The organism is Paenibacillus liaoningensis, from assembly GCF_059609455.1.
The window spans coordinates 25,408-52,026 of the sequence record NZ_JCAALU010000008.1 but is presented as its reverse complement, the minus strand read 5'-3'; the positions used below and the strand labels follow the sequence as shown (position 1 = coordinate 52,026).

The 26,619-nt window shown below is 48.9% G+C and carries 25 protein-coding genes; 6 read left to right on the top strand and 19 right to left on the bottom strand.

All coding sequences use genetic code 11. The annotated features are described in order from the left end of the window. Positions 1–112: 112 nt before the first annotated feature. The 3 genes from AC6B99_RS13130 to AC6B99_RS13120 all read right to left on the bottom strand — a co-directional run bounded on the left by AC6B99_RS13130 (position 113) and on the right by AC6B99_RS13120 (position 4,428). Positions 113–1,174 carry a response regulator transcription factor gene (locus AC6B99_RS13130; protein ID WP_056038444.1) on the bottom strand — a complete coding sequence of 354 codons (1,062 nt, stop codon included), beginning with the start codon at positions 1,172–1,174 and terminating at the stop codon, positions 113–115. Then, on the bottom strand, positions 1,167–2,993 hold the full coding sequence (locus tag AC6B99_RS13125) for a histidine kinase (RefSeq protein ID WP_494863995.1): 1,827 nt from the start codon (positions 2,991–2,993) through the stop codon (positions 1,167–1,169). Before AC6B99_RS13125 ends, AC6B99_RS13130 begins: the two co-directional genes overlap by 8 nt. Positions 2,994–3,087: 94 nt before the next feature. Then, positions 3,088–4,428, bottom strand: a complete 1,341-nt coding sequence (locus tag AC6B99_RS13120) for a glycoside hydrolase family 30 protein (protein WP_496663509.1) — start codon at positions 4,426–4,428, stop codon at positions 3,088–3,090. Between the two features lie 133 nt (positions 4,429–4,561). Here AC6B99_RS13120 and AC6B99_RS13115 point away from each other — a divergent pair, with 133 nt between their 5' ends. Continuing rightward, positions 4,562–5,467, top strand: coding sequence for a helix-turn-helix domain-containing protein (locus tag AC6B99_RS13115; protein ID WP_494863997.1), 906 nt, complete (start codon positions 4,562–4,564; stop codon positions 5,465–5,467). A gap of 387 nt (positions 5,468–5,854) precedes the next feature. Here AC6B99_RS13115 and AC6B99_RS13110 read toward each other — a convergent pair whose 3' ends face one another. From AC6B99_RS13110 to AC6B99_RS13095, 4 genes are read right to left on the bottom strand one after another with little or no spacing between them, the layout of a single operon-like run. After that, positions 5,855–6,079, bottom strand: coding sequence for a hypothetical protein (locus tag AC6B99_RS13110; RefSeq protein ID WP_496663508.1), 225 nt, complete (start codon positions 6,077–6,079; stop codon positions 5,855–5,857). Between the two features lie 18 nt (positions 6,080–6,097). Next, positions 6,098–7,114: a Gfo/Idh/MocA family oxidoreductase gene (locus AC6B99_RS13105; protein WP_494881181.1), complete on the bottom strand. Its 1,017-nt coding sequence runs from the start codon at positions 7,112–7,114 to the stop codon at positions 6,098–6,100. Continuing rightward, positions 7,111–7,881 carry a TIM barrel protein gene (locus tag AC6B99_RS13100; RefSeq protein WP_494863999.1) on the bottom strand — a complete coding sequence of 257 codons (771 nt, stop codon included), beginning with the start codon at positions 7,879–7,881 and terminating at the stop codon, positions 7,111–7,113. The genes AC6B99_RS13105 and AC6B99_RS13100 overlap by 4 nt, the downstream gene beginning before the upstream one ends. Before the next feature lie 50 nt (positions 7,882–7,931). Then, on the bottom strand, positions 7,932–8,288 hold the full coding sequence (locus AC6B99_RS13095; protein WP_056038461.1) for a cupin domain-containing protein: 357 nt from the start codon (positions 8,286–8,288) through the stop codon (positions 7,932–7,934). A gap of 176 nt (positions 8,289–8,464) precedes the next feature. On the opposite strand from AC6B99_RS13095, the gene AC6B99_RS13090 reads away from it, so the two are divergent. Then, positions 8,465–9,019, top strand: coding sequence for a helix-turn-helix domain-containing protein (locus tag AC6B99_RS13090; RefSeq protein WP_056038465.1), 555 nt, complete (start codon positions 8,465–8,467; stop codon positions 9,017–9,019). Positions 9,020–9,075: 56 nt separating this feature from the next. Continuing rightward, the gene (locus AC6B99_RS13085) at positions 9,076–10,050 is read left to right on the top strand and encodes an aldo/keto reductase (RefSeq protein WP_494864000.1); all 975 of its coding nucleotides are present in this window, start codon (positions 9,076–9,078) and stop codon (positions 10,048–10,050) included. A gap of 182 nt (positions 10,051–10,232) precedes the next feature. On the opposite strand, the gene AC6B99_RS13080 is transcribed toward AC6B99_RS13085, so the two are convergent. Beyond that, positions 10,233–11,447, bottom strand: a complete 1,215-nt coding sequence (locus AC6B99_RS13080; RefSeq protein ID WP_056038469.1) for an MFS transporter — start codon at positions 11,445–11,447, stop codon at positions 10,233–10,235. 232 nt (positions 11,448–11,679) lie between these two features. On the opposite strand from AC6B99_RS13080, the gene AC6B99_RS13075 reads away from it, so the two are divergent. Genes AC6B99_RS13075 through AC6B99_RS13065 form a run of 3 tightly spaced genes read left to right on the top strand, consistent with a single transcriptional unit; the run spans position 11,680 to position 13,804 of the window. Next, positions 11,680–12,051, top strand: coding sequence for a YhjD family protein (locus tag AC6B99_RS13075; RefSeq protein ID WP_056038472.1), 372 nt, complete (start codon positions 11,680–11,682; stop codon positions 12,049–12,051). Beyond that, entirely contained in the window at positions 12,048–13,316 is a 1,269-nt protein-coding gene (locus tag AC6B99_RS13070) for a DNA polymerase IV (RefSeq protein WP_056038476.1), read from the top strand. Before AC6B99_RS13075 ends, AC6B99_RS13070 begins: the two co-directional genes overlap by 4 nt. Beyond that, the gene (locus AC6B99_RS13065) at positions 13,313–13,804 is read left to right on the top strand and encodes a YhjD family protein (RefSeq protein ID WP_496663507.1); all 492 of its coding nucleotides are present in this window, start codon (positions 13,313–13,315) and stop codon (positions 13,802–13,804) included. The genes AC6B99_RS13070 and AC6B99_RS13065 overlap by 4 nt, the downstream gene beginning before the upstream one ends. 84 nt (positions 13,805–13,888) lie before the next feature. On the opposite strand, the gene AC6B99_RS13060 is transcribed toward AC6B99_RS13065, so the two are convergent. From AC6B99_RS13060 to AC6B99_RS13010, 11 genes are all read right to left on the bottom strand, one after another. After that, a complete protein-coding gene (locus AC6B99_RS13060; protein ID WP_496663506.1) occupies positions 13,889–14,689 on the bottom strand; it encodes an undecaprenyl-diphosphate phosphatase in 801 nt (266 codons plus the stop codon). Then, entirely contained in the window at positions 14,689–15,426 is a 738-nt protein-coding gene (locus AC6B99_RS13055; protein ID WP_496663505.1) for an ABC transporter permease, read from the bottom strand. The genes AC6B99_RS13060 and AC6B99_RS13055 overlap by 1 nt, the downstream gene beginning before the upstream one ends. Then, a complete protein-coding gene (locus AC6B99_RS13050; RefSeq protein ID WP_496663504.1) occupies positions 15,419–16,339 on the bottom strand; it encodes an ABC transporter ATP-binding protein in 921 nt (306 codons plus the stop codon). Before AC6B99_RS13050 ends, AC6B99_RS13055 begins: the two co-directional genes overlap by 8 nt. A 59-nt stretch (positions 16,340–16,398) precedes the next feature. Next, positions 16,399–17,424 carry a sensor histidine kinase gene (locus tag AC6B99_RS13045; protein ID WP_496663503.1) on the bottom strand — a complete coding sequence of 342 codons (1,026 nt, stop codon included), beginning with the start codon at positions 17,422–17,424 and terminating at the stop codon, positions 16,399–16,401. After that, positions 17,414–18,127 carry a response regulator transcription factor gene (locus AC6B99_RS13040; RefSeq protein ID WP_496663502.1) on the bottom strand — a complete coding sequence of 238 codons (714 nt, stop codon included), beginning with the start codon at positions 18,125–18,127 and terminating at the stop codon, positions 17,414–17,416. The genes AC6B99_RS13045 and AC6B99_RS13040 overlap by 11 nt, the downstream gene beginning before the upstream one ends. Before the next feature lie 301 nt (positions 18,128–18,428). Continuing rightward, positions 18,429–19,328, bottom strand: coding sequence for an ABC transporter permease subunit (locus AC6B99_RS13035; RefSeq protein WP_494881166.1), 900 nt, complete (start codon positions 19,326–19,328; stop codon positions 18,429–18,431). Between the two features lie 24 nt (positions 19,329–19,352). Then, a complete protein-coding gene (locus AC6B99_RS13030) occupies positions 19,353–20,264 on the bottom strand; it encodes an ABC transporter permease (protein WP_056038494.1) in 912 nt (303 codons plus the stop codon). Between the two features lie 43 nt (positions 20,265–20,307). Further along, positions 20,308–21,930 (bottom strand): extracellular solute-binding protein, encoded by a 1,623-nt coding sequence (locus AC6B99_RS13025; protein ID WP_496663501.1) that lies wholly within the window; start codon positions 21,928–21,930, stop codon positions 20,308–20,310. Positions 21,931–22,282: 352 nt separating this feature from the next. Beyond that, positions 22,283–24,556 (bottom strand): helix-turn-helix domain-containing protein, encoded by a 2,274-nt coding sequence (locus tag AC6B99_RS13020; protein WP_496663500.1) that lies wholly within the window; start codon positions 24,554–24,556, stop codon positions 22,283–22,285. A 269-nt stretch (positions 24,557–24,825) separates the two neighbouring features. After that, positions 24,826–26,160, bottom strand: coding sequence for a DUF2515 domain-containing protein (locus AC6B99_RS13015; RefSeq protein WP_496663499.1), 1,335 nt, complete (start codon positions 26,158–26,160; stop codon positions 24,826–24,828). A gap of 152 nt (positions 26,161–26,312) precedes the next feature. Next, positions 26,313–26,600, bottom strand: a complete 288-nt coding sequence (locus AC6B99_RS13010) for a stage VI sporulation protein F (RefSeq protein WP_494864007.1) — start codon at positions 26,598–26,600, stop codon at positions 26,313–26,315. Between the last annotated feature and the right edge of the window lie 19 nt (positions 26,601–26,619).

Sequence of the window (26,619 nt, the reverse complement as noted above, 5' to 3'; positions counted from 1 at the left end):
TTGTATCTGATTTATGAAAGCGTTTAATTGGACAGAATTAGACTGTTCACTTGGACATTTTTAAACCAAGTTAAAGATTGTCCAATCTGTCCAACCTGTCCACTTAATCGCATTAATTCTCGCTGCCACGACGCATTTCTCCTGGGGCAATGCCGAAATGCTTTTTAAACACGCGATAAAAATACGTTACATCTTCATAGCCTGCCATTTCCGCGACTGTTTTAATCGGCAATTTTTCATCAAGCAGCCACTCCCGCGCCTTATCCATGCGAAGCTGCAAAATATAATCGGTCATATTGCAGCCATATTCCTGCTTAAACGTTTTACTCAAGTACTCCTTGCTAACGAAAAAAGCGCGAGCTACCTGCTCCAGGGAAATCGGCTCGGCAAACCGCGCCTCCATATACTGCCTAACCTCGTCCAAATTAAGCCGTTTCTTGAATTTCCGCTGCTGAATCAGCTGCTCCAGCGCCTCCTCATAGCGGGCAGTCAGAAAAGCGGCTGCATTCGCGCTTGAGGCGAGCTCCGCCCCGTCTCTTGCGCCATCCATCGCATTTGCCTCCAATGAATTAGCCAGCAGCAGCTCCTTCAGCATGAGCAGCAGCTCTTGGATAATGCGCTCCAGCAGCTGCGGCTTGCCAGCACCACTGCTATCCATCTCTCTCTCCAGCTCCCCGAACAGCTCCTGCATGCCTTCGCGGTCCAGCTCATTGAACCGGGCACGCAGCCGCTGCTTCATCGATGTCAGCGACAGCAGCCATTCGAGATCCAGCGTCAGCATGCGCCGGCTCTCCGCCGCCGCCGCGATCCCCGCTGCACATTTTGAGAGCACTGCGTTCAGCTCTTTCGGATCAATCGGCTTCAGCAAATAATCTACAGCCTGGCAGCGAATCGCATGCTGCATGTATTTGAAGTCATCATAGCCGCTAATGACGACAATTTGAATATGAGGCAGGCGTTCATGCAGCTCATTCAGCAGCTTCACACCATCCATGCCCGGCATCCGCATATCGGTAATGATGAGCTGTGGCATATGCTTCTCAGCGAGCCGCAGCGCCTCTTCGCCATCCTCCGCCTCGGCGACAATTTCCATCTCATATTCCGGCCAGCGGCCGAATGTGCGAACGATGTCTCGTCCCCAGCTTTCATCATCGACCAGCATTACTTTAATCATGCAGTTCTCCCCCTTGCCTCTCACCAGGAATATGAATGGTTATGCGCGTGCCAACCCCGACTTCACTGTCGATCGCCAAGCCATACGCTTTGCCAAAATGCATTTGCAGCCTTGAGGCCACATTGCCCAGCCCAATCCGCTCCCCGTGTGTCCAAACCTGCCCATCCGCATAGCTGAGCCTTTGGCGAACTTCCCTCAGCCGCTCAGCGCCAATCCCTACTCCATTGTCACTGATTGTAATGGTTACTCCTGCTAATGCTAATGCCCCAACTCCGCCTTCCGCTTCTGCGATGCTGGCTTGAGCTACCTTTACGCTCAGCTCCCAGCCTCCAGCCTGCGAATCGAGTCCGTGCATAAATGCATTTTCCACGATGGGCTGCAGCGTCAGCTTCGGAATGCGGCTTTGCAGCAGCCGCTCATCCACCTCTAGGCTGTATTGCAGCCGCGACTGAAACCGCTGCTGCTGGATGACCATGTAATTGTTCATATGCTCCAGCTCCTGCTTCAGCGTAGCAAGGTCATCTGGCTCGCGAATGACATAACGGAACATTTCGCTTAGCGAGCGAATCGTTTCATAGCTTTCAGCAGGCTTTTTGGAAAAGAGCATGCTGCCGATCATTTGCAGCGTATTTTGCAAAAAATGCGGATTGATCTGCGCCTGCAGCGCCTTGAGCTCCGCTGTCTTTTTTTCCAAATTCATGCTGTATTCGCTCTTAATATGCTCCCTAATTCGATGAGACATATTGTAAAGCTTCGTCTCCAGCAAGCCAATTTCATCCATGCGTCCACTTAGCGGCTTATCTCCCTGTCTGATAAGGTTCAGCCCTTGCATGGAGCGCGCAAGCAGCACAATCGGCGTTGCTGTACGCCAGGCAAGCAGCACGGCAATTAAAATCGCGGCGGCAACCGTTATCGTGCCAATCAATATCCCATAATGCATCGTCGCTTGCGCGCTTTGGTTAATCGCGCTCAGTGGAATAATTTTAATGAGCTTTAGCTTCATCGGATCAATCGTATTGTAAAATACATATTCATCCCCCTGTCGCTCATAGCCAGGCTCTGTACCGCCCTTCACGATTTTCGCAACCTGCTCGGCCGAAAGGGCGTCGCTGCCCATTTGGTACAAAATTTCTCCATCCGGTCCTGCAATAATCACGGTTTGGTCATTGGCCGGATTAAGCAGCGACAGCGTCTGGTCGAGAATGGCCCAGCGCACCTCCAACGTAATCCCGCCAAGAATTTCACGGTTTTCAAACCGGTTAATGCTCCGTATCAGTTGAAAACGGTCGCCTTCCGGACTGTTTTGAATCATAAAATCCTTGCGCTGATTAAACAGTTCATTATAAGGCACAGGTACGCGGTCTAGCGTTTTAATTTGATTTTGAGACGCATTCATCGTGAACAGCTTGCCGCTTCTTTTCAAATAAAGCTCAATGCCCGATATATAATGATTACCCGAATAAAAAAGCGAGGCCATTGCATCCTCAATGTTGCGCTGTGCCGAAAACTGGCTGGACAGGCCCGATTCCTCCTCGCTGGCAATGTATTCATTCAGGTTCGGGTTAATGAGGACGGAATATAACACGCTGTTCATTTGCGAAAACTGCTCCCCGAGATAAATGCTCGTCCACTTCATATTGGACACATTCGTCCCAATAAGCTCGGTCTCCATCGACTGGCGGTTATTGTCCACAGCAAGCGCAGTTACCGCTATAATCGGCAGCACCGACACAACCACCATAATGAAAATCAGCTTATTGCGAATGCTGCGCCGGAACGGGTGCAAAATCGCCCGATATATTTTAGACAACAGCCTCATTGCTCTTCCCTCCCTGCTTTTTACTTTCAATAACGACAAAACAAACGCCATGCTTAAGCGCAAAGGCGTTTGTTCATTGATTTTATATTATATACTAAGACAGCACAATCGTATGGAAAGATTCCGGCTCCAGCTCGAATACATGCTCCGCTTCGCCATCGAACAGCCTAAGCTCTCTTGTATCGGTATACGGATTCGTAATTACTACGACCCGCGAGCCGTCTTCGCGCTTGAAAGCAATGGAATGGCCGCTCCACGGGCCTTCCAGCCCGATACGCTTCGAGCCCGGTGCCACAAAATGGCTGAAATGCTTCATCACGTAATATTCCGGATTGTTCATAGCCCGCTTCGTATCCGGCTCTATTGTAATCATGGCATTTTGCTCCCAGCCCCATGTGCTGCGCCCTTTCGGCTCCAGCGCCATATTCCAATAAATGTAGCTGTTCACGCCGTTGCTGAAATAATGCTGGTACAGATGAAACACATATTTGGCATACGCCCACGTGTTTTTGCCATCCCCGCATTCATTCTCCGTCTGCATATAACGCAGCTCCGGATAGCTCTGCGACGTCCGGGCTATCGCATATTTGCCTGCCCACTGATAGCCGACGCCTTTAATATATTTATAAGCTTCGGGGTCGCTCAGCACAAGACCCGCATAAGCGTCATAATCGTTCGTTGTCCCTTTCATCAGCTCCAGCCATGGATCGGGCGCATTGATCGTTCCAAGCCAAATTTCCGTATCCAGCCCATGCTGTTCAAAAGTAGGTCCTAAATAATCGCGGATGAACTCCTTAAGCTGCTCGCCCGTCCATACGCAGGAAGGAAACTTCTGATCGGCTACGACTTCATTTTGCACATGGACCTGATGAATCGTAATGCCTTCCTCTTGGTAGGCCTGAACGAATTTGACGAAATACAGCGCATAGGCTTCGAGAATTTCCTTCTCCCAGCGCAGCGTTCCGTAATTATAAGCCTTCGGCGTCTTCATCCACGTCGGCGGGCTCCATGGCGAAGCGAACAGCTTCAGCTCCGGATTAAGCGCCAATGCTTCTTTTATATAAGGAATCAAATACTTGCGGTCGCGTTCAATGGAAAAATGCGCCATCGCCACGTCGCCTTCCGTTTCGTTCAAGCTGTACCACTCCAGCGCATAGTCGCTGGCGCCGATAGGCAGGCGGCAAATGCTGAAGCGCTGCTCGCCTTCCGGGTGGAACAGCTCGTGCATGACTGCCGCGCGTTCTTCCTCCGTTAAGTGGCTCAGTGCAGTAAAGCCCAGCTCATTGAAGCAGCCGCCAAAGCCCTCTACTGTTTGGTATGCGCTTTCAGTTATTGCCAAGTTAGATAGAGCAGGTGAAAAGGTGCGTGTTTGTGTGCTTTTCTCCGTCCAGCTCGCTGTTTGTGTGCTTGAAAACCATTTTGCCGTTTGTCCCATATCGACACACCCCTATCGTTTCATCACTTTTGCTTATTGCTTTAGCTTGCCCTCTTAGTATAAATTAAATAGAATAAATCGCCGATTGTCCAAACAACGTGAAATTTACCCAAATCAAAGGTGGTTCTGCCTAATGGATCATGAAGTGACACTTTCGCCGTGGATTCAAAATGTGCGCTTTCTGCCCGCTATCGACTGGAACATTAAGTTTTTTGGCGCGCATGAACAGCGTGTAGACAAGCATTGGCAGATGCCGCTGGAATCCCATATCGGCTTTGAAATGATTTTTATTCAGGAGGGCGCGCAGGAGACGGTCATTGGCGAAAGCAAATATCAGCTGGGCGCCGGCGACTTTCTGCTTATTCCGCCCGGCTTTAAGCATAAGAGCCGCTGCATTTCGGAGGAAGGCATGGCTTATTTTTGCGCCCACTTTAATGTGGACGATCCGGCTTTTCGCCAAGAAATGATTCGGAGTGGCCGCCTGCTGTTCCCTGCCGGAAGCGCGGATCATGAGCGGCTGCTGCCTATTTTGAAGCAATGGATTGCGATGCTTAGGCGGGGAGGCGGCTATACGACGGCGGATCGCTTTCGGCTGCAGGCGGATTTGTTTGAGTTGTTTGGGCTATTAGTGGGCACGATCTGTTTGCCGGAGGAGGAGATGGCAGCTATGCCGCCAGCGTCGGTGCAATATGCCAAAGCGATTGCCGAGGCGATCAAGGGGAATTTTGACCCGCATAAGCTTCCAGGCGAGCCTGCGGCGGAGAGCGCTTTTTCTATTGAAGAGATTATGCGCTCACTCGGCATCAGCCCGGGCTATGGGCTTGAGGTGTTTCGCAAAGTGTATGGCCTGTCGCCACGTCAGTTTTTATCTGAGCTCAAGCTGCAGGAGGCTAAGGTGCTCATTCGCCAGCCGGAGCTGTCGCTGAAGGAAATCGCTGTGCGTCTGGGCTACTCCCAGCTGTCGCATTTCAGCAGGCAATTCAAACGCTGGACCGGGATGAGCCCGCTCCATTACCGCCAGCAGCATTTTCAGCTGTAAAGGTTCACCCTCGAAAATGCGATTAGCCTACGTGTTTTGCCAGCGCGGATAGGCTCTCTAATAGGACCTCTCCTTTTTGGAGGACTGAGGTTCCGCTATTTTAGCTTTTTTTGTGATTTAAGTATGTAGGCGGACAGGAGATCCTTTATTGGTCTCATTATCTCGGCAAAATAGTGATTGGGGGACCATTAGCGGCTTCTGTGTCCGCGAGGCATCTCCATGACCGTTTACTTGAGTAAATAGCGGATTTGGTGTCCGCCAAAATAGGGGCCATCGAATCAACGCTCGAAGAGCCTAGAATATGAAATAAGGCGCAAAATTTTCGCTGCTGCGAAAATCCTGCGCCTTATTTATTTTTCTTAATTGATTACAATTGTACAAAGCTCCTTAGATGTATTCTTGCAGCTCTTGCAGCTTTTGCAGTTCTTGCAGTTCTTGCAGCTCTTGCAGCTCTTGCAGTTCTTGCAGCTCTTGCAGCTCTTGCAGCTCTTGCAGCTCTTGCAGCTCTTGCAGCTCTTGCAGCTCTTGCAGCTCTTGCAGCTCTTGCAGCTCTTGCAGCTCTTGCAGCTCTTTCAGCTCTTGCAGTTCTTGCAGCTCTTGCAGCTCTTGCACTTGCAAGCTCTACCCGTTCTACCCTAGCAGTCCTTCCTGAAAGGCAACAACCTGATTATTCTTTGCCGACTCGTACGCGCCATCCAGCAATGAAACCGTATGCAAATTGTCAAACGCGCTATTTTCGGCTTCTACTCCCGTTTCCAGCCAGACGAGCAGCTGATTGAGGCCGTCAAATATCGCCTCCTCTATCGGCAGCGCATGCTCCCATGTCTGCACAGGCTGCGGGTTCCAGTTCGGCTCCCCGCTCGGTTCGCGGCGATACAGCCCGATCGTATTGGACGTCGTGCTGAGCACGCCTTCACTGCCAAGCACAACGAGATCATTTTTATGAAACGGACTGGAGAAGCTTTGGGTAAAATGGGCGCGCACGCCGTTCTCAAACGTCATCAGCACGGTCGCATCCGTCTCCCCTAAACAATCGACCGCCTCCGAGGAGTAGGCGCTGCAGTAAATGGAAGCCGCCTTGGCACCCGCGATTCGGCGCATACCGTCAAACCAATGAATCGCCATGACGGACAAGGCGTGACGCTCCGTGTGTACTCGCCAGCCTGCATCCTGCCGATAAAACAAGGAATCAAATTGAATCGACTCCAGCTTGCCGATTGCGCCTGACTTGACCAAATCGCGAATAAAATCAAATTGATGATGCTTGCGAAAATTTTGATTAATGCATACCGGAACGTTCAGCTGCTTTGCAAGCTCCGCTATTTGCTGGGCCTCGGCAAACGTGTCGGCGAAAGGCTTTTCCAGAAATACCGGAATGCCTGCTTCCAGCAGCGGACGCATAATGCTTCCGCGTATCGTCGAAGGTGTACAGACTACTGCGGCATCTAGCCCGCTATGCGCCAGCATTTCCGCAAGGTCCGTGTATCTCCCCGCAATGCCGAACTCATCCGCCCGCTCCTGAGCGGCCGCTTCGCTTGGGTCGCAAATCGCAACGACTTCCACGCTATCCTGATGGTTGGCATAGCCTCTCAAATGCAGCCGTGTGACAGCCCCCGCGCCGACAAATCCAATTTTATATTTTTTCATTCCGCCACTCTCCCAACACCTGATTTCATGAACGGCAAGCATTGCTGCATGCCCGTCACTATCTCACCGCCGCTTTCCTCATCCGCCGACATCCAGCCCGCATAGCCTATCCGCTTCACTTCCGCCATAATCGGCTGAAAATCAATCGAGCCCTCTCCTAATATCCGATATTCGCCAGCCGCAAAATCCTTCATATGAAAATTATTGATAAATGGCGCAAAGCTGCGAATGACCTCCGCCACATCGGAAATGCCCGACTTCACCAGATGCGCCGTATCGACCGTCAGTCCAACCCCGTCCTCCGGCCGCAGCTCGCTGAAAAATATATCAAAGTCCGCCCGGTGCATCACCGGCTGATCATAATGATGATGCAGCGACAGCTTGAGTCCGCTGTCTTGCGCCTCCTTGCCCAGCTCCGCGAACAGACGCGCAAAGCCAGCAATAGCTTCCTTTTCCAGCCCCGTCCTTGGGACGCTGTGGCAGTAGACAATTAGCTCCGTGCCCACCTGCTTCCCAAAGCGGAAAATACGGCGCAGCTCCTCCTTGCTATCGTCGCTAAGCAGCGTACCTCCCGTAATAAGCGCGGATGCGAGGCCCGGCGGCTGTCCCCAGCGTTCCATAAACCGCTCCGGCTCCTGCACGTGAGGCATATATTGATTCCATTTGAGCTGCAAACCCTCGTAGCCTGCCGCCTGATAGCCATGAATTAATGCCTTCTCTTCCTCTGCCCCTGCCGTTGGCCGGGAAAAAGCATACCGGATTCCCACTTATCGTCCTCCCTGCTTATACTAGGTCGCCCAACGCTCGAATGGCCGCCCTATTCGCCCACCGTCTGCCGATCGACTGCGGAATACGCAATGATCATCCGGCACGGCTCCCAGCCGGTTACCTTGGCATGATGCAACACATTTTGCGGAATGCGCAGTGCCATGCCTGGCTTCAGATGATACGTTTCATCCCCCAGCGAATGCTCGCATTCGCCCGACAGCACAAAAATAATTTCCTCGCAGTTCGGGTGCCGATGGCGTCCATTTTCCTGGCCTGCATTAATGTAAACCTGCCCAAATGTCATTTGGCCCGCAGGATCAATTTCTTGGCCGTACAACCACGATATTTTGCCCCAGCCCATATCCAGCACATGCTGCTCCTCATTCAAATCCGCCGCCTTGACCATTTTGTCCCTCCCTGTTTCGTCTATCCTTCAATGCTTCAAGCACTTAGCTTAAGATGATTGCAGGTTTATTTTAATTCAACTAAGTTGAATTATCAACAACTTTATTGAATCGTTTTCAACTCGGTCCTTTTATGATACGATAGAAAACAAGTATGACAAATAAAGGTGTGTGACTGATGAGCCTCGGCAAAAGAATCCGGCTGATCCGCATGGAACAGAAGCGGACGCAGGAAGAAATCGCAAAACAGTGCGGCTTTACGAAGAGTCTCCTGTCCAAAATTGAAAACGATCTATCCGCTCCTCCGGTTGCGACACTGATGAAAATTGCCGGAGCTTTAGGCGTCCGCGTGTCCGACCTGATTGAAGAGCAGAGCGCCAATGCGACCGTGTTCAATTCTAGCCTGCAGTACAGCGATAAAGACAGCTGGCTCCGGACAGACAGAGGGTATTCCTTCTACGCGTTTGCCAGCGAGCGCAGAGACAAGCTCGTCCAGCCTTATTTGATTACGGCCCGCAAAGGCGAGGTCAAGCCGCACGGCTTCTCCCATGAGGGCGAGGAATTTATTTATATGATCAGCGGCGAGATGACGTATAAGGTTGGTGCGACTGAATATTCGCTGCATCCGGGGGATACGCTTTATTTCAATTCGCTGGAGGAGCATCTCCTCTGCCCCGTATCGGACGAAGTGACGTACATGGCTATCTTTACGCAAAAATCACTGGAGCAATAACGGCTGCGGCCAGAGATGAGCATTTACTTTTTCAACGAAAGCGGAGGAATCAGGGTATGAAATACAGACGCATCGGTTCAAGCGGCATTAAAGTAAGCGAAATCGGTCTTGGAAGCTGGCTCACTTATGGAACAGCTACCGAGCAGCAAGCGGCTGACGCTTGCATTCAGCAAGCCTTTGAAAGCGGAATCAATTTCTTCGACACTTCCAATGCCTATAACCGCGGCGAAGGCGAGCGGGCGCTTGGTTCTGCCCTGCGGCCATTCGAGCGCGCAAGCTACGTGCTTTCGACGAAGGTCTTTTTCAATATGGGTGACGGCCCCAATGACGGCGGCTTATCGCGCAAGCATATTATGGAGCAGTGCGATGCCAGCTTGAAACGTCTGGGCACAGACTATATTGATATTTATTTTTGCCATCGCTATGATCAAAATGCTCCGCTGGAAGAGACGCTGCGGGCGCTGGACGATTTGACCGCGCAGGGCAAAATTTTGTATTCCGCTGTCTCCGAATGGAGCGCCGCTCAAATCGCCGATGCGACTGGCATTGCGAAGCGGCTGAATTTGCGCCCACTTATTTCCAACCAGCCGATCTACAATATGTTTGAGCGATATATTGAGCAAGAGGTCATCCCTGTCAGCGAGCGGGAAGGCATCGGCCAGATCGTCTTTTCGCCGCTGGCGCAAGGCATCCTGACCGGAAAATATAGAAAAGGCCAGCAACTGCCTACAGATAGCCGCGCTGCCAATGATTCGATCAACCATGTGCTGAAAAGCTATTTGCGCGACGATGTGCTTGACTGCGTAGAACAGCTTGACGGGCTGGCTAGCCAGCTTGGCGTCTCCATTTCCCAGCTGGCGCTGGCTTGGGTACTGCGCTTGCCGGGCATCAGCTCCGCGCTGATTGGCGCGAGCCGTCCGCAGCAAATCGTCGAAAACGTCAAAGCTGTCGAGCTTGAGCTTTCCGCAGATGTGATTCAGGAAATCGAAGGCATTTTGGAGCAAGTGAAGCATTTCGCGCCGCTTAGGTAGTAGCTGCGGGTGCTAAATTCTGCATCTTGCTGTCTATTTTCAATGAAAGAACCCCTCTCCTTGATCGAGCAGCGTTCGGCTTGCCGGAACTGCTATAGCTCAGGAGAGGGGCTTTTTTTCGCCTAAAAGCTAGAAAATATCGTGTTTGATCCTCATTCTAGCCCCGCCGCAAGCTTCGGCGCTTAACGGTCAGGATCGATTCCTTTTGTTTCTTTACCTAGGAAAGCAACCGCCAGCGCACCGCATACGATCGCCACAAAGAAAATGATGAACACCGTTTGAATCGATGTGCCGCCCGCCACGAGCATCCCTACCATGTAAGGGCCGATGATGCCGCCGATCCGGCCGAAGGAGGCAGCAAAACCTGCTCCCGTTGCCCGAACCGCCGTCGGATATTGCTCCGGCGTGTAAGCGTACATCGCTCCCCAAGCGCCAAGGTTGAAGAAGGACAGGCAAGCTCCGGCAGCAAGCAGCATGCCTTCTGTCGTCGCGCTGCCGAACCAGATGGCACTTACCGCCGTCAGCAGCAAATAGGTGACCAGCACAAATTTGCGTCCCAGCTTCTCGATGAAATAGGCCGCCGTAAAATAGCCCGGAAGCTGCGCAAGTGTAATGAGCAGCACATATTGAAAGCTTTTGACCAGTCCGAAGCCTTTCAGCACCATGACGGTCGGCAGCCACAGAAACATGCCGTAATATGAGAAGACGACCGTCAGCCATAGCAGCCACAGCATAATGGTCGAGCGGCGATGCTTCGGTGACCAAATCGCCGCAAGCCGCTGGCGCAGCGGCAAAACGTTCCCCTTTTGCGCCACATAACGCGGTGAATCCTCAATGGCTCTGCGCAAATACAGCGCGTACAGCGCCGGAACTGCTCCAATAATAAACGCCGCTCGCCAGCCATAGGCCGGTATAACAAAATACGAGACGAGCGCAGCGACAATCCAGCCGCCTGCCCAGAAGCTTTCCAGCAGCACGATCGCTCTGCCTCTATCCTTCACGGGAACCGACTCGGATACGAGCGTCGAAGCGACGGGCAGCTCGCCGCCAAGTCCAAAGCCGCCAGCGAAACGCAGCAGGCACAGCACGGTAAAGGTGCCCGCCAGCGCCGACAAGCCGCTTGCTGCCGAGAAAATGAGCAGCGTCCATAGCAAAATCGTCCGGCGTCCGTAGCGGTCCGCAAGCGCACCCGCCGCTGCCGCGCCCACCGCCATGCCAATGGAATTAATTGCAGTCAGCTGTCCGATCTGCTCGGTGCCAAGCCCCCATTCTACGCTTAGCGCAGCCACGATAAAGGACAGCATGCCGACGTCCATCGCGTCAAACATCCAGCTGAGCCCAGCGCTGAACAGCAATTTGCGTTGTTTTTTGTCTTGCAGCAGTGATGCCTGTTTCATTTTGTTCTAACTCCTTATGTAAGCATGTGATTTATTTATCATCGCATCTTCTGACCTTTTGGACAAGCTTCATTAATTATAACCGCCCCCGCAAAACGCTAGCCTCCTGCCCCTTTCCGAAGCAAAGCCTAAGCTGGTCGAAATTACCTGTTCAAGAAACCTTGCATAGAGAACATACATTCGGTATATAATACAGAATACGAATAAACGTTCGCGTCATGGTGGTGTAGCTATGAGTGTCCATTCAATCATCGAAACGGAAGAGGATCTGCAAATTATTAAAAAGTTTACCTTGCTGCCGATTCTTCTCGATATGCTAGCTAGAGACATCAACGAATTAAAAATGCATCGAAATAAAATCATTTATAACCATATCCTTTTTTATCTCAATGAAATGGAGCAAAGCATCTATCTTGAACTGCAAAGCATTAAGAAAAAGATGAGACAGCGGAACATTAAAGCGTTAAACACCGAGATGAATGCACGGGGGGTCCATGTTGAATATAAAGTTCGCGGTTATATCCACCATTTCACCATGCTGAGAAGCTTAGTGAAAGCCGAGCTAATGACCATGCTGATGAATATGCGGAGGCGGTTGGAATGAGGGAAACAGCTGAAAGAGTTATATTGCTCGCAGATTGTCAAAGTTTTTACGCAAGTATTGAAAAAGCCAGTCATCCGGAGTGTAAAAATAAACCCGTTGTTGTAGCCGGCTCTGTTGAGCGCCGCTCAGGCATTATTTTAGCGGCTTGCCCCATTGCCAAGCAATACGGCATCACGACAGCCGAACGGCTTGGAATCGCGTTAAATAAATGCCCGGAGCTCGTCGTCCTGCGTCCCCGCATGCAGCATTATATCGATGCCTCCCTGATGATTACGGGCATTTATGAGGAGTTTACGAATCTGGTTGAAATCTTTAGCATTGATGAGCAGTTTCTGGACATTACGGCAAGCCTCCCTCTTTTCGGAGACCCTGTTACGATAGCTAAAGCCCTTCAACAGAAGGTTCTCCTGCAAACAGGCGTATGGATAAGGGTAGGCATAAGCTCCAATAAAATGCTCGCTAAAATGGCGACTGACATCTGGGCAAAAAAGAATGAGGACGGCATCTTTACGCTGCCTAAAGCAGAACTCGAAGCTTTGCTGTGGCCGCAGCCGGTCCATAAAATGTTTGGGGTCGGCTCACGCATGACCACCCATTTCACCCGTCTTGGCATGCATACAATAGGCGATATTGCCAAAACGCCTCTGCCGCGTCTTAAGGACCAGTTTCGCTTTCGCTTTGGCAAGCAATCCGATATTCATGCCGAGGTGCTGTGGCGAACGGCCAACGGCATCGATGATAGCCCGGTTACGCCTGGAACATTCAACAACCCGCCAAAATCGGTTGGCCATATGATGACTTTGCCAAGAGATTATATGGAGCCATGGGAGGTAGATACCGTTTTATTAGAGCTGACCGAGGAGGTTTGCCGCGATTGCCGCCGCAAAAAATATATGGGCCATGTCGTTACGGTCAACTGCATGTGCAGCCCCTACGAAGCGCCCACCGGATTTTCGCGCCAAATGAAGCTGCTGGACCCCACTAACCATACCAAAACGGTTTTTGAAGCGGTGAAGCAGCTGTTTTATAAATTTTGGGATGGCATGCCTGTGCGCCGGGTCGGTGTGACCATCAGCCAGCTCATGGACGATCAAAACTATCAGCTCACCCTCTTTGAAGATCAGATTAAGCTTAGAGCGCTGGAGAAAGTGACAGACGGCATCAAAAATCGATACGGAAGCACCGCAATTGTAAGAGCTTCATCCCTTACTGCCGCAGGGCAAGCAGCAGATAGGTCTATAAAAATCGGGGGGCACTACAAATGAGTAAAAAACTTGAAAAGAACGGGCTCTGGGAATCTAGCCGAATGATGCTTCCGCAGCATAAGGAGGCTTTTCAGAACAGGTTCCAAAAGCAAGCACTTCAGCCTGTTCGTCCAACAGCGGAAGAAATCCATATGATGAAAGATTATGTGCTGCTGCCGATCATGCATGCGATCATCGTCAAAAAAGCCCGCGAGGCTGAGCAATCCTCAGAAACGCTAAGACTGCTCTATTCTAAAGCGGCCCAATTGCTGGCTAGAAATGTTCATGACGACTTAACCCAATTAAAGAAAAGATTGACGGAGAAAAGCATCCGCGTTTTTGAAGAGGAGATAAATCATCAAGAGGCCCGTTACCGCTATATTTGCCGGGAATATGAAGATCATTTCACCATCACCAGAGACTACATGCGTGCCGAGATAAGCATTCGAATAGGACGTTATGTGGACGGTCTTGTGGCAACCGTGACCGGTGTTGAAAGGACGAATTGATTTATCACACTTCAATACACGAAGTGAAATAAAAGGAAGAATCCAAAATCAAAGTGGATTCTTCTTGAATTCCATATAAATATCTCACATTACAAAGATGAAAAAGACCGCAGCAAGCGCAAAACGATAAAACGCAAACCACTCCAATCTCAGACGTTTGATCAGGTTCAGGAATGTGACCACGGCAATCATCGCTACTACAAAGGCGGTAATGAAACCAATAAGGAATAATAGAAGGGTATCCCCGTTTAATAGCTCACGACTATCGTACATGTCCAATATCGTTGCACCAAGCATAACCGGGACGGCGATGATGAAAGTAAAGTCTGCAGCGGCTTTCTGGCTAGTACCCAGCAGCAGCCCGCCGGATATTGTCGATCCTGATCTCGAGAACCCGGGCCATAGGGCTAGACATTGGAATAATCCAATACCAAATGCTTGCTTGTAAGTAATGTCGTCCGTATTCTCGGCGGTTACCTTTCGTTTGACCCTTGCGGCTATAATCATCAGGATGCCGCCGATGATCAAACCGATCAGGACGGGGGCCGGTCCGAACAAATGCGATTTGATATCATCTTTAAAAATCAAATAAACTATTAAAGCGGGAATCATGGCAATCAGCATGTGAATGGCATTCAATTTGTTTTTAGCCGAAAAATTAAAAGTTAGCAAATCCTTTAGAATATCCATATACCTTTTCCAATAAAGCATAAGTACAGCCATCACGGCTCCCAACTGAATCACGATCTTGAACGTTGTCGCCTTATCCCCTTCAAAGCCTAATAAATTACCGGCCAAGATCAAGTGACCTGTAGATGAGACAGGCAGAAATTCCGTCAATCCTTCAAGAATGCCGAGTATTATGGCGCAAATGATTTCATACATTAGTGAATATCCGCCTTCCTAAAGTAAACTAGAGTAGCGATGAATCCAACAATCGAGGTAGCCCCAATAGCAATATAAGAATATTCCGGTGGATAAGCTGGCAAAAGCGTGCCGTTGGCAATGTCAAATGCGGCTGTCCAGGGTACCAGCCCTTTATATTCGGAATTGGAGCTCATGACATTGACCAGTGTGATGACGATCGTCAAAACGATGGTCGGTACAAAGTTTTTCAGCACGATGGTGATCAGGATGATGGGGGTTGATAAAATAAATAGAAACGCTCCGGCGATTATAAATTTCCGCAAGGATTCCACGAGCAGCAAAGTGCTCAGCCCTTCGAACTGGCCAAGTATGCCGAGCAGCAGCGTTAGCCCCCATGCAAGTATGGTCAGCAGCATAATCCACAAGAACAAGAGGAGCATCTTGCTCAACATAAGGCTAGTTCGGGATACTGGGATCGTTAACAAGTTTTTGAGAGTATCTTCCGCATATTCCCGGTTAAAAAGATATGCCGTAACTACACCATACAAAGGAACTCCAACTAATAAAACCGTATACAAATTGGAATCGAAAAATAGCTCCTCAAAAGGAACAAACAACGTGGGGTCCTTCGTCTTGATATGGATGTAAGTGGAGACCACTACCAAAAAAGGTGCTACCGCAGCGCCAATCATGCTTAATAGAAACATTTTGGAGCGTTTAAGCTTCAAAATTTCCGTATATAGCAAATCAACCAATTGTGCCGCCTCCTACCAAATTCGTAAAATAATCTTCCAGTCTATCCTCGCTAAGCATGATCTTGGATACTTCAATTTCATGCTGCACAAATACTTTATTGATCTGCCCCTGCTGCCCCAAATGAGAATATACGCGGATGAGGCCTTCATCATGTACTTCATAATCATAAATATGGAAGTGCTTCTCCAGCAGCATAGCTGCTTTTTTGTCATTCGACACCTGTAATTCCATGTATTTTCGATTGATTTTCCGCAGCTGATCAAACGAAATCTCTTCCAGAAGCTTCCCCTCGTGAATAATTCCGATATGATCCGCCACCTGCTCAATTTCCGATAAAATGTGGCTAGAGACCAGGATGGTGATCTTTCTCTCTTCGGCCAGCGCTTTAATTAGCTTTCGCATTTCTTTAATGCCGATCGGGTCCAGCCCATTCATAGGCTCATCCAAAATCAGCAGCTCAGGATAATGGAGAAGCGCTCTGGCAATACCAAGACGCTGCTTCATACCCAAGGAATATTTCCCCACCAGCTTCCTTGTTTCATCCTGCAGCCCTACCATTTCAAGGGTTTCCTCGATGACATTTTTCTTATGAATACCCATGATTTTGGCGTTAATCAGCAGATTTTCCTTGCCCGTAAGGTTTTCGTAAAAACCCGGAACCTCAACGATAGATCCGATCCGACGTAATATTTCCTTTTGATTGTTCAACAAATTTTCGCCAAAAATTTCGATTAGTCCATGGGCAGGTTTAATTAACCCGACCAGCATGCGGATTGTGGTTGTCTTGCCTGCGCCATTACGACCAAGAAAACCATAAATCTCGCCTTGCTTCACTGTCATATTCATATGATCCACCGATTTCTGATTACCATAAATCTTCGTCAAATCAGTGGTTTTAATAACAACACTCAAAATGCGGCCCTCCTTCTATAAGCTATAAACCATTATAAAAAGAAAGATTTAACTGCTTCTTACCTATTCTTTAACTGTTTCTTAAATGATGTCCCGAAAACCGTCTTTTGCCACGGTTCACTCTCCACCCATATTGCACCGCCGTTTTTCTCTATAAGAGCTTTGGCAATGGCAAGGCCCAAGCCGCTGCCTCCTTTAATCAGTGTTCTGGCTTGATCGGCCCGGTACATTCTCTCGAACACATTAGCAATATCCCCTTTTGAGATACCAGGTCCCTGATCCCAAATGCGCAGCTGGTGTTCTTGAGCGGTTTGAGAAAGCTCAACCCCTATCACTTTCCCTTCTCCCCCATAGTAAATAGCGTTCTTGATGATATTGCCTATGATTCGCATAACGCTTAGACGATCTGCGTGGATCAGACATTTTTCATCCGGAATACTGACATGCAGCTCTATTTCATTTTTGTTCAATTCAGGCAAAAATGCGATTAGCGACTCTCTAATCATTTCTGCCAAATCAAGAGAAATCGGCTTATGAGGCATTTCGTCCGCATCCAGCTTCGCCATCATAAATATTTCATCGATTAATTCCTTCAGTCCGTTAGATTTTGTGGATATAATCTCAAGGAATTCCTGTCTCTCCTCTTCCGAAATTGCGATATCATCTTTAAGGGCATTCACATAGCCAATAATAGACGTAAGAGGAGTCCTGATATCATGCGAAATATTGGAGAGCAGGCTTCTTCTTGCTGCTTGGGATTTGATCGTCTCGATCTGAATGTTTTCCAATTGCTCCAATAATTCATTAATCGAAAAAATCATTTCATTCCACACGTCATCATCTTTTGCAAATAATCTCATCTTCAAATTCCCGCTCGTTGCTCGTCTTAGCTCCGCCGTCATTTGCTTTAGTCTGGTGCGAGTACGAAATCTAGTGAAGAAAAGAAATGCGCTTGTCAAGCAAAGTGCTGTGAATAAAATCCATCTGAGTACCCCGGACGCATCGTCATTGAATTCCAGAATCAAAAGCCCGGCGATGATGACTGATTGAATGATAAGAACAAAGAAAAACTGATTATGATTCATCTTTTTCACCTGTAAATTTGTATCCAATTCCCCAAATCGTTTGAATAAATTGCGGATTAGAAGGATCCGCTTCTATTTTTTTACGAAGCTTTCTGATATGTACCATCACTGTATTATCGTCTTCTATGTAGTTGCTGTCCCACACATTGCGAAAAAGCTGCGTCTTCGTAAAAACCTGTTCAGGATGAGAAACGAAAAACTTTAACAATTCAAACTCTTTCGCAGTTAGAGATATCTCTTCACCGGCAATATTGACCGTATATTTTTTAAGATCAATCGAGATGCCCTTAAATCGGATCATTGTTTTCTCATAGCTGTGTCCATCACTGCCCAGAATTAAAAATCTCCTTATGAGCGCCTTCACTCTAGCGACAACCTCGTTGATGCTGAACGGCTTGGTGATATAATCATCCGCACCTATACTAAGGCCCAAAATCTTTTCAACCTCATTGTCCTTGGCCGTGAGCATCAGAATGGGGACATTGGTTTTGTTACGGAGTCTTCTGCATACTTCTATACCGTCCACCTTAGGCATCATGAGATCCAGTATGACAAGGTTATAACTGTTTTTATCGAACATGCAAAGAGCCTCTTCTCCATTTTCAGCAACATCCACCTTGTATAATTCTCGATCTAAATATTTTTTTAATAAATCACTAATTTCCCGTTCATCCTCAGCGATGAGCACTCGAACGTCTTCCATACTTCACCTTCCTTTAGTCCAGATCTTTAGCAAAATGCGGGCATTCAAAAGAGACCGGAGAATGGCGTCTTTATGCAGCGCCAAATACGATCCTCAAAGAGCTATACGAATTGTTCGAGGGACAGCATCTTACCTTACTAATTGGTCAAAAGTCCACAAATTCCTTTTTAAAATTCAAATTATTTTGCAAACGACTGCGAAGCCAGCAATGCTAGCTCGCTTTTATTCAGCAGCAAGCTATATAGAATCGTTCCATTAGAAAGGACCACCGGGCAGCAGCCTGCCGCAGTGGTCCCCCATTTTACCCTTTAATCGAACCGATCATAACACCCTTCTCAAAATACTTCTGCAAAAACGGATACAGCACTAAAATCGGCAGCGTAGACACGATAATGACGCCATATTTAATCTGATCTGCATATTTCTGCGCGTAGCCGCCGGAGTCGCCGCCTGTCCCCGCCCCGCTGGAAAACACCTGGTTCGACAATAAAATGTCGCGGAGAATAATTTGCAGCGGCTTCAACTCGTTGTCGCGAATGTAAATAAGCGCAGTGAAAAAATCATTCCAGTGCCCGACCAAATAATACAGGCCGATGACGGAGATCAAGGCTTTGGACAGCGGCAGCGCCACCTTGACGAAATAGACAAAATGCGAGCAGCCGTCAATTGCAGCCGCCTCATAAAGCTCCGAAGGAAGCGTCGATTCAAAAAAAGTACGGGCGATAATTAAATAAAATACGTTAACGCTAAACGGTACGATAAATACCCACGGCGTATTCGTTAGATGCAGATCCTTTATCAGCAAATAAGTCGGAATGAGCCCGCCATTGAAAAACATCGTAAACACAAACGCAAACATAATGTATTTTCTCGCCTTAAACTCCTTGCGTGACAGCACGTAGGCAGCAGGCAGCGTGAACAGCAAATTGACTAATGTGCCCACGGATGTGTAAAAAAGCGTATTGCGGTAGCCGGTCCATATGCGTTCATCCTTAAAGATCTCTCCGTAGCCGAAGAAGCTCGTTCCTTTGGGGAACAGCAGCACTTTACCGGTTGATACGAGTGTCGAGTCGCTTACCGACGCGATAATAATAAAATAAAGCGGGTAAGCAATCGTCAGGAAAATAACGGCACAGACGATGACTAGCACGATTCTAAACAAAATTTCACCGCCGCCAAGGCGCGGGCGTATTCTTTCCATTGCAGTGCCTCCTTCCGCTGTAGGCTAGAACAGACTCGTGTCGGACACCCGTCTAGAGATAGCGTTCATCGTATACAGGAATATAAAATTAATGAGCGTATTAAACAAGCCTATAGCTGAAGCATAGCTGAATTGGTTGGACACGATCCCCATTTTGTAGACATAGGTCGCAATCACTTCGGATACGGGCAAGTTCAATGCATTTTGCATCAAAAATATTTTTTCGAAGCCCGTACTCAAAATGCCTCCCATGCTTAAAATGAACAAAATGACGATCGTTGGCATCAGCGCCGGAAAATCGATATAACGTATCGTCTGCCAGCGGTTTGCTCCGTCTATTTTGGACGAATCATAGAGCTGGGGATCGACACTTGACAGCGCTGCCAAATAAATAATGCTGTTCCAGCCGCAATGCTGCCAAATATCCGAAATCACATAGGTAGGTATAAAGGTATTGCTTGAGGCCAGCAAATTGATATGTCCCAGCCCAATCGCCTTCATCAAATGACCGACGATGCCAGTCTCAGGGGAAAGCAGCACGTTCAACATGCCAACCAGCACGATGACCGAAATAAAATGCGGCAAATAGACGGTCGTCTGCATCATATTTTTGAACGATTTCCGGCGAATCTGGTTCAGCACCAGCGCGAGAATAATTGGAGCGGGAAACCCGATAATAATGGTCGCCAGACTGATCAAAAACGTATTTCGCATCAGATCGCTGAACAGATAGCTTTCGATAAACTGCTGAAAGTAGAATAATCCCTTCCACTCCCCGCCAGTCAGCCCTTTGCTGAAATCGTAATCGCGAAAGGCCAGCTGTACGCCATACATCGGAATATAGTTGAAGATAAAAATAGTGGCAAGCGCCGGCAAAATCATCAGCCATAGCTGATAGTCACGCTTGACGGTGCCGAGCTTCGCTGCTGTACGCATCGCCGCGCCTCCTTTCATGAGTAAACCTGCACTACAGCCTCCGCTACAGCTTGCTTACAAATTCATCGTAGTACTTCTGCATAATCTCCACATTTTTATCAAGGCCGGCTTTCTGGCTTTCCTTCACATAAGCATCCCATTCCGCCTCGATTCCGCCTTTCGTAACCCATTTGGCGAACGTCGTATTGGCCAGATTCATAATGTTCGTATTGTTTAAGCTCATCGCATTGTTATCTTCATTCGTATATTTAACAAAGGTGCCCGGATAAATATCGATCTGGGAATCTACTTGCGCAAGTGCCTCTTTAAGCGGCTCCGACTGGGTCAGCACCTCCTGCATATCCTTGCCGAGTGTCAAGTCGATCGAATCCGAAATGTAGAAAGCGCCATTATCTGCCCAAGTGGACGTCCATTTCCAGGTGCCGGGGTCCATCTTCGCATCCTTTGGTGGAAGCACCGCATAGGAGCCATTGCCCTTGTCCTCAATGTTAGGGCCAATCGAGCCGAACAGCACTTGAATGCCAATTTCCGGCTTATACAGCTCATTAATGAAGCGCATAGCTGCTTCCTTGTTTTTCGTTTTGGCGGACATCACAATATTATTGGCGCCATAATTTAGCGTGTAGCTGTCATAGCTCCAGGATACTGGGCCCGAATAGCTGGAAGAGGATTTAAGCGGCGACATCGACGCATACTGCGGAGCAAGCTGCTCCCCAAACCGATCCGATGCTACCCAGCCCCACGTAAAGCCAACTTTGGCTATATCCCCTTCCCCGCGGGCAACAGCCTGCAGCTTCGTATAATCGTGAGTAAACACCTCAGGGTTAATGAGCCCTGCCTTGTATAGCTTGTTCAGGAACATAACGAGCTCCTTGTAGCGAGCATCAGTCAGGAAATTTTTCACCTTGCCGTCCTCAACAAAGTAGCCTTGCCCGCTTACATCGGAGGACAGCTTAATGCCCATGCCGCCTAGAAGCACAGCTGGATTGAAGAAGCCGCCGATTCCGCCCGACCAGTCCATCGGAATTTCATCATTAGGATCTCCGTTGCCGTTCGCATCCTTCTCCTTGAAGGCTAACAGCACTTCATACAGCTCATCCCATGTAGTAGGCATCTCTAGGCCAAGATTGTCCAGCCAAGTCTGATTAATATATTGTCTGTTAACCGTATCCGGCCAAAATCGCTGATACTTCGCAAGTCCATAAATTTGACCATCGCGCTGCGTGGAAATTTGTTTGGTTTCCGGCTTCTCTTCGAACATTTTCTGAACATTGGGAGCGCCTTCAATTAACTCGCTCATGTCCTGAAATAATCCCTTGAATTGGGCAAAATCAGCGTCTGTAATCACATTCGGGCCAACGAATAAATCTGGAACATCACCGCTGGCGAGCATCGTTCCTTTCTTTTGCCCCCAATCCGCGGTTATTTCTTGCCACTGGATGTCTACGCCAGCCGCTTCCTCAATCTGCTGAAGCCATTCCATCTCGGCAAGCGGCTTCGTTAATGGATGCTTGACGATAACGCCAGTCAGCTTAACCTTCGAGCCGCTTTGCCCGGCACTTCCGCTCGGGTCGCTTGCGCTGCCTTCATTAGAGCCGGAACATGCCGCCAAGAGTGTCGTCCCGACCACCAACAACGACAACATCGTAATGATCTGCTTCTTCATGTGCATTCTCCCCCGATATACATTTAGTCTGCCGATCTGTTGTTTCTGCTTGCTCGCTGCTAAAGGGAGCAAGCCTGCTGCCTGTATCTGCTCGGCTCCCTTACTCTAACCGTTCTGACACAAAGCTGTATACAAACAGTTTTTGACTGATCAGCACTTTTTGAAAACGCTTTATATTTGGTTTTGCAAGCGATTTCATTCAAGGAATAGCCTCTCTTTGAAATATTGCATATGCTCAAAAAGTGTACGTTCTGCATAAAACAAGCGACTGCTCCAGGCTGCTTGACCCGGAATTGCAGTTTAAAAAAAGCTGCCACCATGCCCGAACGGCATAGCAGCAGCTTGATCACGCTTACTTGCAAGAGTCCCGGTATTGGCCGGGAGTTGTTCCAACCATTTTCTTAAAGGATCGAATAAAGCTCGATGTGTTGGAATAGCCTGTCTGCTGCGCGATAGAGTCCAGCGTCCCTCCTGTGCTCCGCAGCAATTGGATCGACTTCTGAATGCGCAGCCTGTCGATATACTCTTTAAAATTATGTCCGATTGTTTTTTTAAAATGATAGCTGAAGCCTGACTGCGACATGCTGAAATGGTCGGCGAACATTTGCAATGAAAAATTAGAGTCAAAGCCCTTTTGCTCAATGACCGCCAAAATTTCCTCTTGGGTTGCGGTACGGGCGGCAGGCAGCGTCCCGCGAATAATATCGCATAGCTTGCTGCAGCTTTCTCGCATAATGCCCACCATCTGCTCAATCGTATAACGGTGCGAAAAGGCAGCATCCGTAAGCCTGAGCAAATTGCCATCATCCTGATGGAACCTTTGCAGCCCTCTCAAAATAACGCTGATCGTATTCGAATAGACCGTTCTGATCATATGTGGCGGCATGCCGCTGCTTGCCAGATAGTCAATGATTTTCTCAAGCACGGATTGTACAATGTTAGGCTCGTTTTTGAGAATCGCCATTTCCAGAGATTGCAGCAGCTCGGCAAAATAAGATACCATCCCATTTGGCGAAATTTCGATTTCGCCAAACTCCAGCAGCTCATCATGCTGGCGAATACGCAAATATTCAGCAGCACGCACCGCCTGCAAATAGGACAAATGCACGCCTTCCGGCGACAACCCGCTCTTAGCCAAGCCGATGCCGACTAGCACCTCCCGCCCCAACTGCTCCTTCAGCTTGCTCTGCACGCTGGACAAATACGTCTTGACGTCGATGCCCTCATGATGCGAGCAGACAAATATCCATTCCTGGTTGTAAATGCTTGCGAAGAAATGACCATCTAACGTTTCAGGCAGCTGCTGCTCCTCCTGCCGCAAAAAATCGGATACTTCCTCCCTATCCTCCTTGCTCGCATCGAAAGAGAGAACAGCAGCCGTTACCGCATCGCGGTTTTTAAATACGCCGTAATCCGCCCCTTGCGAATGAAAAGCCTCCCAAGTCGCATAATGGCCGCTGACGAGCTCAAACAACATATTGTCGCGCAAAATCGGCAGCGATCTCTGAACCCGTTCATCCAGCTTCGTATTCGTTAAGGAAAGCCCATCCAAGGCGTAACGAATCGTATCGATTTCATTCATCCGGCCTGGGCCGCTATCCTTATGCTTGAACACCTCTGTGGCAAAGCCCACAAGCCGCTTGATCGGATGATAGTTTTTGCGAATGGAAATATAAATAACGATGCCCTCTACCAGCAGGATCAGCAGAAGAATAAGTATCGTATTCCACTGGATGGTGCGTATATCCTGCAAAGATTCGGTAACGGGCAGCATGCTGACATATTGCCAGCCGTTTTTGTCCGATACATTATGCGAGACAATATAGGCTTTGCCGTCAATCGTCTGAACGGTTGATCCTGCTTCGCTTGCGCCGAGCTGCTTAACCATCTGGCGGAAATCATCCGTCTCGCTATATGCCGCTTCTTTAGACGCAACAAGCCTGTTGCCCTTCTGGTCAAAAATATAAAACTCGCCATTATACGATTCGGATACCGAATTCATCATGCGAATAATCGTTTCTTCTTTCACAAGAATGAGCACCGATGCCGGGGAATGCTCCCCTCCTAGCGGCATTGGCAGTATAAAGGTCAGCATCCTGATGCCATTATTGCCCGGAACAATGACATTTTCGGCTGGCCTTACGGAAGGCAGGGTGAGCTTGTTCAGCTCCTGAAACATTTCATCATGAGGCCATGCTTCATAATAATAGCCTACGCCACGATCCGCAAAATCCTGCACGCTGTAGACACTGCCCGTCTTGGCGAACAAGTAGCCGATGTTTTTGACATACAGCAGCGTATTGTAGATAAAAGCATCGGTTGCATTATATTTGCGCATTTCATTGGCAATGATGATACGCCGATAATCGTCCTCCATCGCCATGTACATCCTCATGTCCCCATTGAGCATTAATTCCGAGGGCAAGTCATAAACATAGCGGGTAAAAATATCGAGAGAGGTCATGAACTGCTCCGTCACATGGGCATTCCATTCCATTTCCTTCTCCTTGGCCGCTTTGGTCGAGTGAGGATAATAGTAGAGCAAAATGCTGACAATCGGCAGCAGCAGCACCAGCACATATGAAATTAGAAATTTGGCCAATAAGTTCACTTTTATTTTTTTCAAGCAGACCCGCCCTTCCTTACCTTTCCTATGAACTGTGCCTCGTCGGCTTTTTGAGCGTACGGATAACTTTAGAAAACGCTTACATTTCAATGCAGCAAACTAGTCGCTTCTTGCTATGGGCTTGCCCTTGCCTGTATGTTCCCATTGTCCCATAGTCCATTGTCCCGTTATAGCATTCACGGCCCCTCTTTCCCATTTTATAGGATCAGCCTAGCCCTTTCAACCATTTGCTCACACATCCAAGCCGCAAATCTATTTATTTAGCCAAATCATGGCTTCCACTGCTGTGAAGCCAGCACAGCCAGTTCAATTTTATTCAGCAGCAGACTGTATTCATTAGTCATTTCAAAGGAATGCGGCAGCGGCAGTTTTTGAAAATAAGGAAGCACCTGCGCTGCCCCCCGGAACCAATCGCCAGGCTCAGGCGCCTCAACCGCTCGATCCGGCCAGACGCTGCTCAGCTCCGGACTGAATAATGGAGCCGCACCCGGCGCCAGCCGTCTCCCCGATAGCCGCTCCCTGTAAGGCTTCTTTGGCGGATCACGCCTGACTACTGCAAACAAATGAGGGGCATAATCCGCACGTGAACCCGTATGACGAATGGCCCGCGCGAAAGCAATGGCGCCGCCATGCACCTCCGGCACACTGAACAGCAGCGCATACAGCCGTTTGCCGAACTCAATTCGTTCTTTCAGATTGTCGAAGTTTTCCAAAATAAGCCCCGCCAGCTTCATTTCTTCACCCCCGGAGCGATAACAAAACACAACCGCATTAAGCTGCAATAACGACTGCAAGCCAAAAAACACCGTATCCAGCACCTCCTTGCGGAAAAAGGGATGCTGTACAATTCGCTTTTCAATGTAATTTTGCTCATTCACGATCAGCGCAACTGTCAAAATAGCGGAATCGCCGCTCTCCCAAAACGTTTGCCAGACCGGTATCATAAAGCGGGAAACACCAAGCTGCGGCAGCAAATGAAACAACGGACGCCCAGCTCTGCAGCTCGCCTCATACAGCAGCAGCTGCGGAAAAGCATCCTGAAAAATCAACGCATTCGCGCGCTCTAAAAAGCGGAATACGGCCTCGCGGGCGGAACGGCCGAGCAAATACGGCAGCCACTCTCCTTGTAAATCGGTCATATTCCAGCCGCCATTACGCGATACCAAATGCGCCAGCAGCGCCCAGTGCAGCTCGGGCCTGCGTTCATAGATCGCCAAATAAGCTTCCGTTCTCGTCACATTGTTGCGATTCAAATGAACGGCGTCTGCTCGAATTGCTGCAAGCAGCTCATGCTCAGCTTGGCTGGCAGCGGCAGTGCTGTTCACAGGAAGGTTGGCATTAGAGTTAGCATTGGGACTGGCATTTGGGCTGGCATTGGAGCCGCCCGCTTCCTGCTCCCGCTCAAGCAGCGTCCATGAGGCCGCAAGCTTGGCAACGATTGCGGGCTGCATCACAAGCGGGCGCGCCGCAGCAGCCATTTTTTGCGACTCGCCAAAGCTATGCCATTTGCCAACCGCATACAGAAAGGCGTCTGCCGGCAGTTGGATACAACGCCGCAGCCATGCCCTAAAACCGCTCCCAAGCTTTTCAACTGCGCCTCCCATGAGCTCTCCTCCATCCTTTTTCACAAACGCCATATCCCAAAAGCCACATTGATGCTAAAAAGATAGTATAGCCGGAAAAGAAGCGCACTAGCAGTGCAGCTGCAAGAAAATCAAAATATCCGCTTATATTAAAAAAAGCTGACCGCAGACGGTCAGCGAAACATGCCCCAAAGCTTGAGCAAGTGAAACGTATTGTTGGGGTCGATCTTCTGGGCGAGAACGAACGCGACGATCTGCTCCTCCTGCGTATCCGTAAGCGGCTCCTGCAAGATGCTAGCGGTTGATTTCACCAGCTTTTTAACTTTGACGCGATCCTGTAGGTCGAATTTAGTGACATTAGCGAGCAGCAGGCGCACGCGATCCTTCAAAAGCGGATTTTTCAGCTTTCCTTTAATACGTTCGACCAATTGCGGGCGAATACCGTACTTTTGGTAGCTCAATGTTCCAGACACCTCCATC